Origin of the sequence: Streptomyces sp. NPDC090442, assembly GCF_044769405.1 — a bacterium.
Lineage (GTDB): Bacteria > Actinomycetota > Actinomycetes > Streptomycetales > Streptomycetaceae > Streptomyces.
On sequence record NZ_JBIVXW010000115.1, the window covers coordinates 1 to 17,303 of the forward strand.

Genomic DNA, 17,303 nt, shown 5'->3' on the forward strand with positions numbered 1-17,303 from the left:
AACGCCCGGTTACATTTCGAACCCGGAAGCTAAGCCTTTCAGCGCCGATGGTACTGCAGGGGGGACCCTGTGGGAGAGTAGGACGCCGCCGAACTATTTTTCAGAGAAAGCCCCGTCGGGAACTTCGGTTCCGGGCGGGGCTTTCTCGCGTTCCGTGACGGGCCCCCGCGGCACGGCCGGGCCGGCGGCCAGGTAATGTTTGGGGCATCATCGGCATATTTCCCACAGGAGGCTTCCGCGTGGAGGTCCAGGAGACGCGGATCCAGACAGATCGTGTCCTCACCATCCCGAATATTCTGAGCATGGCGCGCCTGGTCGGCGTGCCCGTGTTCCTGTGGTTGATCCTCTGGCCGAAATTCGGCGGCCCGAGGGCTGATGGCTGGGCGTTGCTGGTTCTTGCGCTCAGTGGCGTCAGCGACTACCTCGACGGCAAGTTGGCCCGTCGCTGGAACCAGATCAGCAGCCTGGGCCGGATCCTCGACCCGGCTGCCGATCGCCTCTACATCCTCTCCACCCTCGTCGGCCTGACCTGGCGGGAGATCCTTCCGGTCTGGCTCACCGCGGCGCTGCTCGCCCGCGAGCTGATGCTGTTGATCGCGGTCGGAATCCTCGGACGCCATGGCTACGGCCCTCCCCAGGTGAACTTCCTGGGCAAAGCGGCTACGTTCAACTTGATGTATGCCTTCCCGCTGCTGCTGCTCAGTGTCGGACCTGGCTGGCTTCACACGCTCGCTGCTATTTTCGGATGGGCGTTCGCTGGGTGGGGTACGGCGCTGTACTGGTGGGCAGGGATCCTCTACGTGGTCCAGGTCCGCCGGATCATCAGAGCGGACACCACGGCCGACTGAGCTCGCCGAACCGGCAGATTGTGCCAAGTGTCAGCGCCCGAGCCGGGGAAAACAGTGGGCGCTCTTGACAGGTGAAGTCGGCAAGACCGTCGTCTCTTCGAGGAGGACGCTTCCGACATGAAGGCCGTTGTGATGGCCGGCGGCGAAGGAACACGCCTTCGCCCCATGACGTCCAGCATGCCCAAGCCGCTGCTTCCCGTGGCCAATAGGCCGATCATGGAGCACGTACTGCGGCTGTTGAAAAGGCATGGTCTCACCGAGACCGTCGTGACTGTGCAATTCCTGGCCTCGCTCGTCCGGAACTACTTCGGTGACGGGGAAGAGCTCGGCATGGAGCTCACCTATGCCAATGAGGAAAAGCCACTCGGCACCGCCGGCAGTGTGAAGAACGCCGAGGAGGCCCTCCGGGACGATGCCTTCCTCGTCATCTCCGGTGACGCCCTCACCGACTTCGACCTGACCGACCTCATCCGCTTCCACAAGCAAAAGGGCGCCCTCGTCACCGTGTGTCTGACGAGGGTGCCCAATCCGCTGGAGTTCGGCATCACCATCGTCGACGAGGGCGGTCGGGTCGAGCGTTTCCTGGAAAAGCCCACCTGGGGCCAGGTCTTCTCCGACACCGTCAACACCGGTATCTACGTGATGGAGCCGGAGGTCTTCGACTACGTCGAGCCGGATGTTCCGGTGGACTGGTCCGGGGATGTCTTCCCGCAGTTGATGAAGGAGGGCAAGCCCATCTTCGGCTATGTGGCCGAGGGGTATTGGGAAGATGTCGGCACGCACGAGAGCTATGTGAAGGCACAGGCCGACGTGCTTGAGGGCAAGGTCGACGTCGATATCGACGGCTTCGAGATCTCGCCCGGCGTGTGGGTGGCCGAGGGCGCCGACGTGCATCCGGACGCCGTGCTGCGCGGCCCGCTGTACATCGGCGACTACGCCAAGGTCGAGGCGGGCGTGGAGATCCGCGAGCACACCATCGTGGGCTCCAACGTCGTTGTGAAGAGCGGTGCGTTCCTTCACAAGGCGGTGGTGCACGACAACGTCTTCATCGGCCAGCAGAGCAATCTGCGCGGGTGTGTGATCGGCAAGAACACCGACATCATGCGGGCCGCGCGGATCGAGGACGGCGCGGTCATCGGCGACGAATGCCTGATCGGCGAGGAGTCGATCGTCCAGGGCAACGTACGGGTCTATCCGTTCAAAACGATCGAGGCCGGTGCGTTCGTCAACACCTCGGTGATCTGGGAATCCCGCGGCCAGGCCCATCTGTTCGGGGCGCGCGGGGTATCGGGAATCATCAACGTCGAGATCACCCCGGAACTCGCGGTGCGGCTCGCGGGCGCGTACGCCACCACGCTGAAGAAGGGGTCGACGGTCACCACCGCGCGTGACCACTCCCGTGGTGCCCGGGCGTTGAAGCGGGCGGTGATCTCCGCGTTGCAGGCGAGCGCCATCGACGTACGGGACTTGGAGAACGTGCCGCTGCCGGTCGCCCGTCAGCAGACCGCGCGGGGCAGTGCCGGCGGGATCATGGTGCGCACCACGCCCGGTGTGCCGGACTCCGTCGACATCATGTTCTTCGACGAGCGGGGCGCTGACCTCTCGCAGGGTGGTCAGCGCAAGCTGGACCGGGTCTACGCCCGGCAGGAATACCGGCGGGCCTTCCCCGGCGAGATCGGTGACCTCAGTTTCCCGGCGAGCGTCTTCGACTCCTATACGGGTGCGTTGTTGCGGGCCGTGGACACCCGTGGAATCAGCGAGTCCGGGCTGAAGGTCGTCGTGGACGCGTCCAACGGGAGCGCCGGTCTGGTGCTGCCCAGCCTTCTCGGGCGGCTCGGCGTCGACTCGTTGACCATCAACCCCGGCCTCGACGAGTCGAGGCCGACCGAGACCGCCGATGCCCGCCGTTCCGGCCTGGTGCGGCTCGGGGAGATCGTGGCGTCGGCGCGGGCCGCGTTCGGCGTGCGCTTCGATCCCGTCGGCGAGCGGCTCTCGTTGGTGGACGAGCGCGGCCGGATCATCGAGGACGACCGGGCGTTGCTGGTGATGCTGGATCTGATCGCGGCCGAGCGTCGCAGTGGGCGGGTGGCGCTGCCGGTGACCACGACGCGGATCGCGGAGCAGGTGGCGGCGTACCACGGGACGCAGGTCGAGTGGACGACGACCTCGCCGGACGATCTGACGCGGGTGGGGCGGTCGGACGGCACGGTGTTCGGCGGGGACGGCAAGGGCGGCTTCATCATCCCGGAGTTCAGCAGCGTCTTCGACGGCTCCGCCGCGTTCGTCCGGCTGATCGGTCTGGTGGCCCGCACGCAACTGACGCTTAGTCAGATCGATGCGCGGATCCCGCGGGCGCACGTCCAACGGCGTGACCTGGCCACGCCGTGGGCGGTCAAGGGCCTGGTGATGCGGCACGTCGTGGAGGCGGCCGGCGACCGGGACGTGGACACCACCGACGGCGTGCGGATCGTGGAGGCCGACGGGCGGTGGGTGCTGGTGCTGCCCGATGTGGCGGAGGCGGTCACCCACCTCTGGGCGGAAGGGCCGGATGACGCCTCCGCCCAGCAGCTGCTCGACGAGTGGGCGGCGGTGGTGGACAGAGCCGGACGCTGAGCCCCGATCCCACCGGCGTGCCGCCCGATCGGCACGCCGGTGGGGCCGTTGGGAGACCACGCCGCCGACGTGCGACGATGTGCGGCATGTCGCAGCAGCGCCCCGATCGGAGCAATCCCCACCCCTCGGCGGGGCGGCCCGATGCGTCCATGTCGCTGCTCACCAACGTGATGGACCACAGCCTCGACGACGGGTACGCCGAGGCCGCCGCGCGGAAGTCCGCCGAGGGCGTCAGTGGCCTACCGCGCACGCTGCGCGCGAAGTTGGGGTTGGCGGCCGGTCTGGTGCTGGCGGCGCTGGTAGTGACCGTGGGGGCGGCGCAGGCGCGGGTCTCGGCGCCGACGCTGGCCAAGGAGCGCGAGGAGCTGATCCACCGCATCCAGAAGGGCACCACGGAGGCAGACGCCCAGCAGCAGAAGGTGGACACGACCCGGGACGCGGTGGACCGGATGCAGCGCGAGGCGCTCAAGCAGCACGGGGACGGCAAGGCCGATCTGCTGTCGCTGCTGGCCGGTTCGACGCAGGTCACGGGGCCGGGTGTGAAGCTGGTGGTGGACGATGCCAAGGGGGCCTCGGCCGGTGCCGGAGGCCCGCGGGAGAGCAGCGACTTCTCGGACACCGGGCGGGTGCGTGACCGGGACATGCAGCGCGTGGTGAACGGGCTGTGGCAGTCCGGTGCGGAGGCCATCTCCGTCAATGGGCAGCGGTTGACGTCGCTCTCGGCGGTCAGGGCCGCGGGAGACGCCATACTGGTCGACAACAAGCCGCTGGTGCCGCCCTACACGGTGCTGGCGGTGGGGGACGGGCAGCGGCTGAGCACCACGTTCCAGGACAGCGCCGACGGCCAGTATCTGCACGTGTTGCAGGAGAACTACGGCGTGCGCGCCAAGATTTCCGTGGAGAACGAGGTCAAACTGCCGCCCGCGCCCAGTTTGACCGTACGTACCGCAAAGCCGAAGGCCGGTGCCGCGAAGGCGGACGGCGCCGACACAGGGAAGGGCACATCGTGATCGCCGTACTGGGCCTCGTCGTGGGAGTCGTGGTCGGAATCTTCGTCCGACCCGTGGTGCCGACGGTGGTCGAGCCCTACTTGCCGATCGCTGTCGTGGCCGCGCTGGACGCCGTGTTCGGCGGTCTGCGCGCGATGCTGGACGGGATCTTCGACGACAAGGTCTTCGTGGTCTCCTTCCTGTCGAACGTCGTGGTGGCCGCCCTGATCGTCTTCCTCGGGGACAAGTTGGGCGTCGGCGCCCAACTCTCCACCGGTGTCGTGGTGGTGCTCGGAATCCGCATCTTCTCCAACGCTGCCGCGATCCGTCGGCACGTGTTCCAGGCGTGAGGCCGATGCCAGCGGACGAGACGCCGGAGTCGGAGCGCGGGCCGGAGGAGCGGCAGGAGCGGGCGCGCCAGGGGCATGAGGGGCAGCGTGCGGCGGAGCGGCGGCCGATGCCGCCCGAGAAGCCGCGTGAGCCCCAGGGGGCGGCGGAGCGGCCCGAACGACCGGAAGCCGCACAGGAGCAGCGGAGCGCGGGGCAGGAGGGCGCCGAACCGGCTGCCGCCGCCGGCGCGTCCGCGGCCGCGGACGAGGGGGCCGCGTCGCCGTCGATGACCGGTCGGCAGCGGCTGGTCGCCAGCCTGTGGCCGCCGCGGCTGACCCGGCCTCAACTGATCGTCGCGTTGCTCCTGTTCATTCTCGGCCTCGGCCTCGCGATTCAGGTACGTTCCACCAGTGACAGCAGTGCGCTGCGGGGTGCGCGTCAGGAGGATCTGGTGCGCATTCTGGACGAACTGGACAATCGCTCCCAGCGGTTGACGGAGGAGCAGCGGCGCCTGGAGGGACAGAAGACCGAGTTGGAGAACAGCTCGGACCAGGCCGAGGAGGCCCGTAAGCAGACCGTGGAGAAGGAACAGCAGTTGGGAGTGTTGGCGGGGACCGTCGCAGCGCAGGGTCCCGGCATCAACCTGACCATCGACGATCCGCACCACTCCGTGGAGGCGGACAAGCTGCTGGACACCATCCAGGAGCTGCGGGCGGCGGGGGCCGAGGCCGTCCAGGTCAACAACGTCCGCGTCGTTGCGAGCACTTACTTCTCGGATCTCCGGGGTGGGGTGGACGTCGACGGCAAGCGCGTCACGCCGCCGTACCGGTTCAAGGTCATCGGGAAGCCGGAGGATCTCGAACCGGCGCTCAACATCCCCGGCGGTGTGGTCCAGACGCTGGAAAAGGAGCAGGCCAAGGTGTCTGTGTCCCGGCAAGAGAAGATCGTGGTGGATGCCTTGCGACAGGCGAAGCGGCCTGACTACGCTCGGTCGTCATCCCAGTGAGGCGTCCACGTATGGTGATGGCCCGGCAAGGGCATGAGGTAGCGGGGGGTCGACGCACCGTGCGTGTGGTGTGTGGTGGAAACTGTCTGGAGGCCACGGACGTTCACAGGATGTCCGGATCGGCCGGTGTGTGCATCGAGGGTTCGTCCTGCCCCACGGGCGGGTCTGTGTCGTACAAGGGGAATCGCCCGTGAAGTTGTTTGCAAAGCTGTTCGGCAAGAGCGCGCGCCAGGAAGGCGACGGCGGTGCGGCGCGGCACCGCGCTCCGCGTCGTGCGGAAGAAGAGGCGGCGCCGGAGAACCGTCCGCTGTTCCGTGATGAGGTCGGCGGTCCGTCCGGGGGGCACGGCGCGGGTTCTGTTGACCCCTCCGGTGCCGGCCGCATAGGTTCCGAGGAACCATCAGCCGCACGCACGGGTGGAGGGTCGACCTTGGTCTGTACGAGGTGCGGGCACCGGAACGCCGAGGCGAGCCGGTTCTGTTCCAACTGTGGTGCACCGTTGCGCCCGGGCGCAACGCCCGACCGGGCCTCGGAGACGACGTCGACGATCTCCATCTCGGGGATCGAGGCGTACGACGCGGAGGCGACCGGGCAGAACCTGTCGCCGGCGCTCTCCCCGGAGGCCCAGGCCGCCGTCGACGCCCTTCCGTTGGGCTCGGCGCTGCTGATCGTCCGTCGCGGACCGAACGCGGGCAGCCGCTTCCTCCTGGACAGCGAGCTGACGACCGCGGGCCGGCATCCGCAGGGCGACATCTTCCTCGACGACGTGACGGTCTCCCGTAGTCATGTGGAGTTCCGGCGCGGATCGGACGGCCGCTTCACGGTCACCGACGTCGGCAGCCTCAACGGCACCTACGTCAACCGCGAGCCGATCGACTCCGTGGCCCTCGCCAACGGCGACGAGGTGCAGATCGGCAAGTACCGCCTGGTCTTCTACGCGAGCCAGCGGGGCGTCGGTATCTGACCGTCAGGGAAGGCATATGCGCCAATCACCGACAGGCGGTGCCGGTTCGTCCGGCACCGCCTCCTCGGACCGCACGCCGATGAGCATCGGCTCGGTGCTCAACGTGCTGCGCGAGGAGTTCCCCGAGGTCACCATCTCCAAGATCCGCTTCCTGGAGGCCGAGGGGCTGGTCGAGCCGCAGCGCACGCCTTCCGGGTACCGCAAGTTCACGGCCGCGGACGTCGAGCGCTTGGCGAACGTGCTGCGGATGCAGCGGGACCACTACCTCCCCCTGAAGGTCATCAGGGAGCATCTGGACGCCCTGGAGCGGGGCGAGCAGGTGCAACTGCCCGCTCCGGCGGCGCCGCCCCGCGACTTGGTCGAGGGCGTGTCCGATCCGGACGAGGAGCGCCCGGCGACCGCCCGGATCGGCCGTGCGGAGCTGCTGGCCGCCGCCGAGGTGGACGAGGCGGCGCTCGCCGACTGGGAGTCGTACGGACTCATCGTCCCGCATGGGGACGGGGGCTACGACATCGAGGCGGTCACGGTCGCCAAACTCGTGGCGGACCTCGGCCGATTCGGCTTGGAGCCCCGGCATCTGCGGGCCGTGAAGGCGGCCGCGGAGCGCGAGGCGGGGCTCGTCGAGCAGGTCGTGGCACCCCTTCGGCGGCACCGGAATCCGCAGACCCGGGCGCACGCAGAGGCCACGGTCCGGGAGCTGGCCACGCTGTCGGTGCGGTTGCACGCGGCGCTGTTGCAGAGCGCGCTGCGGGTTCGTCTGCCGTGAGCAAACGAGTGCCCGACTACCCAAACCGGCCGGGCACGGCCTAGGGTTGCTGTGTGAACGAGCTCGACGTCGTGGGTGTCCGGGTGGAGATGCCTTCCAGCCAACCGATCGTGCTGCTGCGGGAGGTGGGAGGCGACCGCTACCTGCCCATCTGGATCGGTCCGGGAGAGGCCACCGCCATTGCGTTCGCCCAGCAAGGCATGGTGCCCGCCCGGCCGCTGACGCATGACCTCTTCAAGGACGTGCTCGAAGCCGTGGGCCAGGAGCTGACGCAGGTCCGGATCACGGATCTGCGCGAGGGGGTCTTCTATGCGGAACTGGTCTTCGCCAGTGGAGTCGAGGTCAGTGCCCGTCCGTCGGACGCGATAGCGCTGGCGCTGCGCACCGGGACGCCGATCTTCGGCACCGACGGTGTGCTGGACGACGCGGGCATCGCCATCCCGGACGAGCAGGAGGACGAGGTGGAGAAGTTCCGCGAGTTCCTCGACCAGATTTCGCCCGAGGACTTCGGCACCAACCAGTGATCGGCCAGGTCGACCGCCTGTTTCTGGCCAACCTTCCATCCTTTCCCCGTGACAAGTCACGAGAAACCACTCGTAGGGTGATTATCACTCGGCGTGGCGAGCGCGGCGATCGTTGACGCACCCCGAGTGACTGCATACCGTCGATATGGCAGGTCCCGTCCGGGACGTGGAGGACGGAGGGCGGCGTGGCAATCACCGGCGACGGTACGGCGGCGGAAGGGGCATTGCCGCTCCACACGGGCGCGGCGGCGAACCGGGGTCCGGTGCAGGCCGCCGAGGTGTCGGGGGACCGCGAGGCGGAGAACATCGGCTACCGCGGACCGACCGCGTGCGCCGCGGCGGGCATCACCTACCGACAGTTGGACTACTGGGCGCGGACGGGGCTCGTGGAGCCCAGCATCCGGCCCGCTTTCGGTTCCGGGACCCAGCGGCTCTACAGCTTCCGCGACGTCGTCGTCCTGAAGATCGTCAAGCGGCTGTTGGACACCGGGGTTTCGTTGCAGAACATCCGTGCCGCCGTGCAGCACTTGAGGGCGCGGGGGCTGGCGGACCTGACCCGGATGACGTTGATGAGCGATGGCGCGACGGTCTATGAGTGCACCTCGCCCGACCAGGTCGTGGATCTGCTCCAGGGGGGCCAGGGCGTCTTCGGGATCGCCGTGGGCGTGGTGTGGCGGGACGTGGAAGGCGCGCTGTCACAGCTCCACGGGGAGCGGGTGGACACCGGCGAGACGCTGATCGGGAAGAACCCGCACGACGAGTTGGCGCGGCGGCGCAACCGGGCCGGCTGAGGGCCGGCGGGCGGTTCTCGGCCCGGAGTCGGGGCCATTGTCAGTGGTGTGCGGCAGCATCAGTGGTGTGAGACGTGCGCCGACGATCCTGCATCTGGACATGGATGCCTTCTACGCGGCCGCCGAGCAGGCGGCCAAGCCGAGCCTGCGGGGAAAGCCCGTGGTCGTCGGCGGGATCGGGCCGCGCGGAGTGGTCGCCACGGCCTCGTACGAGGCGCGGGTCTTCGGGGTGCGGTCGGCGATGCCGACGGCGCAGGCGCGGCGGTTGTGCCCCAACGCCGCTTACCTCAGCCCGCGGTTCGGTCTGTACCGCCAGGTGAGTGAATCGGTGATGGAGCTGCTGCGGGAGCTCTCGCCGCTCGTGGAGCCGTTGAGTCTGGACGAGGCGTTCGTCGATCTGGAGGCGGGCGGGGTGCCAGCGGAGTCGGCGGCGGCGCGGGCCGTGGGGGAGCAACTGCGGCGCGATATCCGGGCGGTCACGGGGTTGACCGGTTCGGTGGGGCTGGCGGGTGCCAAGATGCTCGCCAAGATCGCGTCGGAGGCGGCGAAGCCGGACGGCCTGGTGGTGATCGAGCCGGGCACCGAGCGGGAGTTGCTGGGGCCGATGCCGGTGCGGACGTTGCCCGGGGTCGGGCCGGCTACGGCCGAGACGTTGCGGCGGGCCGGGATACACACCGTCGTGGAGACCGCCGAGGCCGGCGAGGCGGAGTTGGTGCGGCTGTTGGGCAAGGCGCACGGCACCGGGTTGTACGCGATGGCGTTGGGGCAGGACGACCGGCCGGTGGTGGCCGAACGGGACGCGAAATCGGTGTCGGTGGAGGACACCTTCGAGGTCGATCTGACGGACCGGACGCGGGTGCGGACCGAGGTGTTGCGGTTGGCCGACCGGTGCGTGGCGCGGCTGCGGGAGGCCGGTCGGTCGGGGCGCACGGTGGTGATCAAGGTGCGGAACTACGACTTCTCGACGCTGACCCGGTCCGAGACGCTGCGTGGGCCGACCGACGACCCGGCGGTCGTCCGGGAGGCGGCTGTGCGGCTGTTGGAGACGGTGGACACCACGGGCGGGGTCCGGCTGCTGGGCGTGGGGGTGAGCGGGCTGGCGGACTTCACGCAGGAGGACCTGTTCGCCCAGATCGCCACGGAGCGGGAGGCGGAGGAGCAGGCGGCCGTCGCGGCGACTGAGTCGGCGGGGGAGGCGGCCGGTGAGCCGGAGGCGCTCCCGGAGCTGCCGCGGCGCTGGCACCCGGGACTGGACGTGGTGCACGAGGAGTTCGGCGCCGGGTGGGTGCAGGGCAGTGGCGTGGGGAGGGTGACCGTGCGGTTCGAGACGCCGTGGTCCGCACCGGGGCGGGTGCGGACCTTTGCCGTCGATGATCCGGCGCTGCGGCCGGGGGAGCCGTTGTCGCTGGTGGGCGGGCCGGATCAGTCTTCCGCGCCGGCGATCCGGCCGAAGTCGGTGTCGCCGGCGGACGCGGCGGAGTCCGCGGGTGAGGAGATATCCAGGCGGTAGTGGTGGTAGAGCTGGAGTTCCTGCTCAGGGGAGAGGTGTCGGCCGACGCCGAAATCGGGGGCGTCCTTGATCAGCTTGCGGTCATAGGGGATATGCAGGCTTTCGCCGACCATCTTGCTCGGCTCCAGGGGGACGAAGGCGTCCCGACTGAACAGGCCGGTGCGGACGGCCGCCCACTCCGGCTCGCCCGTCGCGTCGTCGAGGTACACCTCGTCGACGGTCCCTATCTTCGCGCCGTTGCGGTCGAACGCTTTGCGGCCGATCAGGCTCCGGGGATCGATATCGGCTTGCACGGTCCCTCCAATTGGTCGCAACTGCCTTGTGACAACTACGAAACGGCACATTGCGTGCCTCGGCCACTCGAAGGATCGTTCCAGCAGTGCGCTGGTAGGCTGGCGATTGGCCGTCGACCCCGTGCGGGAGAGTCCTTTGTCGTTCGCGGCAGGGCGCCGAAGGAGCAAATCCTCCCCGGAATCTCTCAGGCACACGTACCGCATGGACGAGGTCACTCTGGAAAGCAGGGCGGGCCACGGTCAGGCACCATGCCGGAACCCCTCCTCACCGACGGTGAAAGCCGGACCGCAGCCCGCGGGCCGGTGAAGCTCTCAGGTTGCGATGACAGAGGGGGAGGCCGTCCGGGCACCAGCGCCGTGGTGCCCCTCGCAGGTCGTAGTGACCAGGAGGCCCCCGCACGATGACCACCAATCGCATCCCCCTGTCCGAGCTGGAGCGCGGCACCCCGTTCGAGCACCGGCACATCGGCCCCGACCACGAGGCGCAGGCCAAGATGCTCGCGCAGGTCGGCTTCGGGTCGTTGGACGAGCTCACCGCCGTCGCCGTCCCCGACGTGATCAAGAGCACCGAGGCGCTCGGCCTGCCGCAGGGCCGCACCGAGGCCGAGGTCCTGGGAGAGCTGCGCGCTCTGGCCGACCGCAACCAGGTCCTGTCGTCCATGATCGGGCTCGGCTACTACGGCACGTTCACCCCGCCGGTGATCCTGCGCAACGTCATGGAGAACCCGTCCTGGTACACGGCCTACACGCCCTACCAGCCGGAGATCTCGCAGGGTCGCCTGGAGGCCCTGCTGAACTTCCAGACCGTGGTCGCCGACCTGACCGGACTGCCGACCTCCGGTGCGTCCCTCCTGGACGAGGGCACCGCCGCCGCGGAGGCGATGGCGCTCTCCCGCCGGGTCGGCAAGGTCAAGCAGGGCGTCTTCCTCGTCGACGCGGACTGTCTGCCGCAGACCGTCGCCGTGATCCAGACCCGCGCCGAACCGACCGGCGTCGAGGTCGTGGTCGCCGACCTCTCGGACGGCATCCCGGACGAGATCGCCGAGCGGGGCGTCTTCGGTGTGCTGCTCCAGTACCCGGGCGCGTCCGGTGTGGTGCGTGACCCGCGGGCGGTCATCGAGCGGGCGCACGAGCTGGGCGCGGTCGTCACCGTCGCCGCCGACCTGCTGGCGCTGACGCTGCTCACCCCGCCCGGTGAGCTCGGCGCGGACATCGCGGTCGGCACCACCCAGCGCTTCGGCGTCCCGATGGGCTTCGGCGGTCCGCACGCCGGTTTCATGGCCGTCCGCGAGCAGTACGCCCGCAGCCTGCCCGGCCGCCTGGTGGGTGTCTCCGTGGACGCCGACGGCGCCAAGGCGTACCGGCTGGCGCTGCAGACCCGTGAGCAGCACATCCGCCGCGAGAAGGCCACCAGCAACATCTGCACCGCGCAGGTGCTGCTCGCCGTCATGGCCGGCATGTACGCCGTCTACCACGGTCCGGAGGGGCTGCGCACCATCGCCCGGCGGACCCACCGCTACGCCGCGATCCTGGCCAAGGGACTCACGGACGGCGGTGTCGAGCTCGTCCACGACGCCTACTTCGACACCCTCACCGCGCGGGTGCCCGGTCGGGCGGCCGAGGTCGTCGCCGCCGCCCGCGAGGCCGGCATCAACCTCCGGCAGGTCGACGCCGACCTCGTCGGCATCGCCTGCGACGAGACCACCGGGCGCGCCCAGTTGGCCGGCGTCTGGGGCGCGTTCGGCGTCCGGGGCGACATCGACGCGCTGGACGCGGCCGTCGCCGAGGCCCTGCCGCAGCCGCTGCTGCGCACCGACGACTACCTCGCCCACCCGGTCTTCCACCAGCACCGCTCCGAGACCGGCATGCTGCGCTACCTGCGCACGCTGGCCGACAAGGACTACGCGCTGGACCGCGGCATGATCCCGCTCGGCTCCTGCACGATGAAGCTGAACGCGACCACCGAGATGGAGCCGGTCACCTGGCCGGAGTTCGGCCAGCTCCACCCCTTCGCGCCGGCCGACCAGGCGCAGGGCTACCTCACGCTCATCCAGGAGTTGGAGGAGCGGCTCGCCGCGATCACCGGCTACGCCAAGGTGTCCATCCAGCCCAACGCCGGTTCCCAGGGCGAGTTGGCCGGTCTGCTCGCGGTCCGCGCCTACCACCGGGCCAACGGTGACGAGCAGCGCACCGTCTGCCTGATCCCGTCGTCGGCGCACGGCACCAACGCCGCCAGCGCCGTGATGGCCGGCATGAAGGTCGTCGTCGTCAAGACCGGCGAGGACGGCGAGGTGGACGCCGAGGACCTGCACGCCAAGATCGCCAAGCACCGGGACGAGTTGGCCGTCCTGATGGTCACCTACCCGTCCACGCACGGGGTGTTCGAGGAGCACATCACGCAGATCTGTGCCGCGGTGCACGAGGCCGGCGGCCAGGTCTACGTGGACGGCGCCAACCTCAACGCGCTGGTCGGCCTGGCGGAGCCGGGCAAGTTCGGCGGCGACGTCTCGCACCTCAACCTGCACAAGACGTTCTGCATCCCGCACGGCGGCGGCGGTCCCGGCGTCGGCCCGGTCGGCGTTCGCGCCCACCTGGCGCCGTACCTGCCCAACCACCCGCTCCAGCCGACCGCGGGTCCGGCCACGGGTGTCGGGCCGATCTCGGCCGCCCCCTGGGGTTCGGCCGGCATCCTGCCGATCTCCTGGGCGTACGTCCGGCTGATGGGTGGCGAGGGGCTCAAGCGCGCCACCCAGGTCGCGGTGCTGTCGGCCAACTACATCGCCAAGCGCCTGGAGCCGCACTACCCGGTGCTCTACGCCGGCCCCGGTGGGCTCGTCGCCCACGAGTGCATCATCGACGTCCGGCCGCTGACCAAGGCGACCGGGGTGAGCATCGACGACGTCGCCAAGCGGCTCATCGACTACGGCTTCCACGCGCCGACGATGTCGTTCCCGGTGGCCGGCACGCTGATGATCGAGCCGACCGAGAGCGAGGACCTGACCGAGATCGACCGGTTCTGCGACGCGATGATCGCCATCCGCGCGGAGATCGACAAGGTCGGTTCGGGGGAGTGGGACAAGGACGACAACCCGCTGCGCAACGCCCCGCACACCGCGGGCGCGCTCGGCGGCGGGTGGGACCACCCCTACAGCCGCGAGGAGGCCGTCTTCCCGGCCGGGGTCGGTGCCGCGGGCAAGTACTGGCCGCCGGTGCGCCGGATCGACGGCGCCTTCGGTGACCGCAACCTCGTCTGCTCCTGCCCCCCGTTGGACGAGTACGACATCTGAGCAACTCCGCCACCGGTGACCGGTGGCCACATCAAAGGGCCCTCGGCGGATGCGCCGGGGGCCCTGGTGTACGTGCCGGGTGGCCGCTGGAGATCAGGCGGCGGCGGTGACCCGGGGAGCGCCGAGCGGTCGGTGCGGAGCGATGACCTGCCCGTCCGGCAGCAGTTCACCGGTGTCCTCGAAGAGCAGGACACCGTTGCACAGCAGGCTCCAGCCTTGCTCCGGGTGGTGCGCCACCAGGTGCGCGGCCTCCCGGTCCGTGGAGTCGGCTGATGGGCATGGTGGTTGATGCTGGCACATGGAAGTTGTCTTTCGCTGCGGAGTGGTGAACGTCGTGCGGCTCGATGTGGTGTTCATGGCCGCTCCCCCGTTTCTGTCGGTCCCAGTCTTGCCCTACGGAAGGGATTCCGCAGGGATTTCGCAGCAGCGGTACTCACTCGATACGGACGTGTCACCCGTGCGGGCGGTTGCTCCCAAATCAGCCTGTCGCCCCGGGGATTGGCGCGCTACCGGCGGGCAGGGGGCGGACGACGTGGTGCGCCCCGCGGCCGGGGCGGTCACGGGGCGCATGGGAGCAGAGCGGGCGCGCGGGGTGGTGCTTCCGCGGTCCTGATCGCGGGCGGTCGGAAGTGCGCGCGAACGGTCAGGCCGGCTCGCGCAGCAGGGGTGGAGTGCCCAGCCGGAGGGCGAGGCGGGGCAGCAGGTCCGCGACCCGTTGCGGGAGGTGGGAGGCGATCCCGGGCGGGGCGGGGGCCAGCGGCACCAGGAGGTCACCGGGGGCGGGCAACCCGACGGCGCCGTCCGCGGAGAGGTCGTGATGCAGCCACAGGGTGAGCATGTACAGCTCCGGTACGGAGAGCAGTCGCGGCTGGTAGGGCGCGGTGAGCGATTCGGCCTGCACCAGGGCCCGTTCGGTCGCGGCGACGTAGGGGCCGTCGCAGAAGTGCGAGAACGCCCAGCCGTCGGCGGTGAGCCGGGCCTCGGCGGCGGCCACGGCGCGCCCCCCGCCGCGGACCAGGAAGCGCCAGCCGGCGAGGCGGGTGCGCGGCGGGCCGGTCTGGCTGACGTCGTCCCAGACGTGGATGGGTAGTGGGTGGTCGGGGCTCAACGGCCCCTGGTGGGTGCGGAGCGCGGTGGCCGGGGCCTCGCGGACGGCGCTGGGGGAGCTGAGGGCGGTGAGGATGCTGCGTAGGGCGGGCGCGGGAGCAGGGGGAACATGCAGCGGCATGGCTGGTCGCCTCTCACTTCGGAGACACGGTGGAGCGCGGCGGTGCGGACGGCGCTGTCTGCGGGCGGGTCAGAGCCTGGCCGACCGGAGCGTGGGGGGCGACGGGTCGGCCGCGGTGCCGGGGCACCGGTGCGCACGCCGCCGTGCTGGGCGCCAAATCTCTGCCTCGTCTGCGAAGTTTATACGACATTTGTTCTGGAAGTGTTTCGGCTACTCGTCTTGCGGATTTCCGGCAAGGCGGAATCCGGACCGCTGTTCAGGGCGGTTTTCGCCGCTTTGTACGGGAATTGTGAGAAGCCACCTCGGAATTCTTCGGCGCTGCGGTAGGCCGGAACCCGTCGGTGTTTTTTACGAGCGAAATGCGAACGGCGTTGGCCCGCTGGATATGCCGTCGGAAAATGCCGTATGCGCGCCCCTGCGAGCCTAGCGGTCCCGGCATGCCCCTGACGCGTTATCGATCAGATTGCCGGGCATCATCGACCGTAGCCCGTGCCCCGGGGTGCCGGGGACGCGGCGCCACACAGCCCGTGGTTGCGGGCCGTTCACTCTAGGAGGGACCCGCCGATGGGGGAGAAGGTCGCCGCCGACGGGAACGACCTGGCGGATCGCGAGCGCTATCGAAGAAAGCTGCACGACTGTCTGGAGGGATTGCACCGGCTCCTGGCGGAGAAACGGTTCGACCGTCCCAAGAATCTCATGGGGCTGGAGATCGAGCTCAATCTCGCGGGCGCCGACGGACTGCCCCGGATGCTGAACTCCCAGGTCCTCGAAAAGATCGCCAGCGGCGATTTCCAGACCGAACTCGCCCAGTGCAATCTAGAGGTCAACATCACCCCGCACCGCCTGTCCGGGCGCGTAATGGACCAGCTCGCCGAGGAGCTGCGCACCGGGCTCGGCTACGCGGAGCGAAAGGCCCGTGAGGCCGCCGCCCGCATCGTCATGATCGGCATCCTGCCCACCCTGAAGCCCGAGGACCTCACCGCCGCCAGCCTCTCCGCCAACGACCGCTACGTACTGCTCAACGACCAGATGCGGGCCGCCCGCGGCGAGGACTTCGTCATCGACATCCGGGGCGTCGACCACCTGGTCACCCGCTCCCCGTCGATCGCCCCCGAAGCCGCCTGCACCTCCGTCCAACTGCACCTCCAGGTGACACCCGGCCGCTTCGCGGCCGTCTGGAACGCGGCCCAGGCGATCGCCGCCGTCCAGATCGCCGTCGGCGCCAACTCGCCGTTCCTGTTCGGGCGGGAGCTGTGGCGGGAGTCCCGGCCGCCGGTCTTCCAACAGGCCACCGACACCCGCGCCCCCGAACTCCAGGCCCAAGGGGTGCGGCCGCGCACCTGGTTCGGCGAGCGCTGGGTGGACTCCGCCTACGACCTCTTCGAGGAGAACCTGCGCTTCTTCCCGCCGCTGCTGCCGCTGTGCGGACCCCAGGACCCGTTGCGCGTCCTCGACGAGGGCGGCGTGCCCGACCTCGCCGAACTGGTGCTGCACAACGGGACCATCTACCGCTGGAACCGTCCCGTCTACGCGGTCGCCGGCGGCGTCCCGCACCTCCGCGTCGAGAACCGGGTGCTGCCGGCCGGCCCCACCGTCGCCGACGTCATCGCCAACACCGCCTTCTACTACGGCCTGGTGCGCGCGCTGGCCGAACAGCCGCGCCCCGTATGGAGCCGGCTGCCGTTCCGGGCCGCGGCCGCCAACTTCGACGCCGCCTGCCGGTACGGCATCGACGCCACCCTCCGCTGGCCCCGCCCCGGTCGCGTCGGCGGCGTCGCCGAGATCCCCGCCGTGCGCCTGGTCCAGCAGGAGCTGCTGCCGCTGGCGGCCGCTGGGCTGGACGCCTGGGGCGTCGAAGTCGCCGACCGCGACCACTATTTGGGCATCATCGAGGAGCGCTGCGCACGGCGGGTCAACGGGGCGTCCTGGCAGGCCGCGGCCTTCCACCACGCGCGCCGGCAGGGCCTGGACCGGGACGCCGCGCTGGCCGCGATGACCCGGCGCTACAGCGAGCTGATGCACACCGGCGAGCCGGTGCATACCTGGCCGGTGGCGTGGCCCCTAGGTCGTGTCTTCAAATGATCTTGGGTGGTGGATCATGGTGGGGTGATACGTCGCCATGAACTGTCGGATGCTGAGTGGGAGTTCGTCCGG

At 69.7% G+C, this 17,303-nt stretch carries 15 protein-coding genes, 1 rRNA gene and 1 riboswitch; of the genes, 13 read left to right on the forward strand and 3 right to left on the reverse strand.

Features of this window, described 5'->3' with window-relative positions; all coding sequences use genetic code 11:
* From rrf to ACIQU6_RS41860, 11 genes are all read left to right on the forward strand, one after another.
* Window positions 1–94: ribosomal RNA gene (gene rrf / locus ACIQU6_RS41810) — 5S ribosomal RNA — on the forward strand; the annotation flags it as partial.
* A 145-nt stretch (window positions 95–239) separates the two neighbouring features.
* Window positions 240–848, forward strand: a complete 609-nt coding sequence (locus ACIQU6_RS41815) for a CDP-alcohol phosphatidyltransferase family protein (RefSeq protein ID WP_403487474.1) — start codon at window positions 240–242, stop codon at window positions 846–848.
* Between the two features lie 117 nt (window positions 849–965).
* Window positions 966–3,461, forward strand: a complete 2,496-nt coding sequence (locus ACIQU6_RS41820) for a sugar phosphate nucleotidyltransferase (RefSeq protein ID WP_403487476.1) — start codon at window positions 966–968, stop codon at window positions 3,459–3,461.
* A gap of 77 nt (window positions 3,462–3,538) precedes the next feature.
* The gene (locus ACIQU6_RS41825; RefSeq protein WP_403487478.1) at window positions 3,539–4,471 is read left to right on the forward strand and encodes a DUF881 domain-containing protein; all 933 of its coding nucleotides are present in this window, start codon (window positions 3,539–3,541) and stop codon (window positions 4,469–4,471) included.
* Window positions 4,468–4,800, forward strand: a complete 333-nt coding sequence (locus ACIQU6_RS41830; protein ID WP_403487480.1) for a small basic family protein — start codon at window positions 4,468–4,470, stop codon at window positions 4,798–4,800. The genes ACIQU6_RS41825 and ACIQU6_RS41830 overlap by 4 nt, the downstream gene beginning before the upstream one ends.
* A 5-nt stretch (window positions 4,801–4,805) precedes the next feature.
* The gene (locus tag ACIQU6_RS41835; protein ID WP_403487482.1) at window positions 4,806–5,786 is read left to right on the forward strand and encodes a DUF881 domain-containing protein; all 981 of its coding nucleotides are present in this window, start codon (window positions 4,806–4,808) and stop codon (window positions 5,784–5,786) included.
* Window positions 5,787–5,904: 118 nt separating this feature from the next.
* Complete coding sequence (locus tag ACIQU6_RS41840; RefSeq protein WP_403487495.1) at window positions 5,905–6,750, forward strand: FHA domain-containing protein; 846 nt, start codon at window positions 5,905–5,907, stop codon at window positions 6,748–6,750.
* 16 nt (window positions 6,751–6,766) lie between these two features.
* A complete protein-coding gene (locus ACIQU6_RS41845; protein ID WP_403487484.1) occupies window positions 6,767–7,516 on the forward strand; it encodes a MerR family transcriptional regulator in 750 nt (249 codons plus the stop codon).
* Between the two features lie 53 nt (window positions 7,517–7,569).
* Window positions 7,570–8,040, forward strand: coding sequence for a bifunctional nuclease family protein (locus ACIQU6_RS41850; protein ID WP_016571419.1), 471 nt, complete (start codon window positions 7,570–7,572; stop codon window positions 8,038–8,040).
* Window positions 8,041–8,225: 185 nt separating this feature from the next.
* On the forward strand, window positions 8,226–8,831 hold the full coding sequence (locus ACIQU6_RS41855) for a MerR family transcriptional regulator (protein WP_383422497.1): 606 nt from the start codon (window positions 8,226–8,228) through the stop codon (window positions 8,829–8,831).
* A 67-nt stretch (window positions 8,832–8,898) separates the two neighbouring features.
* A complete protein-coding gene (locus tag ACIQU6_RS41860; RefSeq protein ID WP_403487487.1) occupies window positions 8,899–10,341 on the forward strand; it encodes a DNA polymerase IV in 1,443 nt (480 codons plus the stop codon).
* Here the strand turns inward: ACIQU6_RS41860 and ACIQU6_RS41865 are convergent.
* On the reverse strand, window positions 10,254–10,634 hold the full coding sequence (locus ACIQU6_RS41865; RefSeq protein WP_274919330.1) for a PRC-barrel domain-containing protein: 381 nt from the start codon (window positions 10,632–10,634) through the stop codon (window positions 10,254–10,256). The two genes, ACIQU6_RS41860 and ACIQU6_RS41865, sit on opposite strands and share 88 nt — an antisense overlap.
* A 114-nt stretch (window positions 10,635–10,748) precedes the next feature.
* Window positions 10,749–10,845, forward strand: a riboswitch (glycine riboswitch).
* A 190-nt stretch (window positions 10,846–11,035) separates the two neighbouring features.
* On the opposite strand from ACIQU6_RS41865, the gene gcvP reads away from it, so the two are divergent.
* On the forward strand, window positions 11,036–13,921 hold the full coding sequence (gene gcvP, locus ACIQU6_RS41870) for an aminomethyl-transferring glycine dehydrogenase (RefSeq protein WP_403487489.1): 2,886 nt from the start codon (window positions 11,036–11,038) through the stop codon (window positions 13,919–13,921).
* A gap of 93 nt (window positions 13,922–14,014) precedes the next feature.
* Here the strand turns inward: gcvP and ACIQU6_RS41875 are convergent, their stop codons facing one another.
* Window positions 14,015–14,221 (reverse strand): DUF5999 family protein, encoded by a 207-nt coding sequence (locus ACIQU6_RS41875; protein WP_342456969.1) that lies wholly within the window; start codon window positions 14,219–14,221, stop codon window positions 14,015–14,017.
* Window positions 14,222–14,564: 343 nt separating this feature from the next.
* Window positions 14,565–15,149, reverse strand: coding sequence for a hypothetical protein (locus ACIQU6_RS41880; protein ID WP_403487491.1), 585 nt, complete (start codon window positions 15,147–15,149; stop codon window positions 14,565–14,567).
* Between the two features lie 564 nt (window positions 15,150–15,713).
* On the opposite strand from ACIQU6_RS41880, the gene ACIQU6_RS41885 reads away from it, so the two are divergent.
* Complete coding sequence (locus ACIQU6_RS41885) at window positions 15,714–17,231, forward strand: glutamate-cysteine ligase family protein (protein WP_403487493.1); 1,518 nt, start codon at window positions 15,714–15,716, stop codon at window positions 17,229–17,231.
* Window positions 17,232–17,303: the final 72 nt, after the last annotated feature.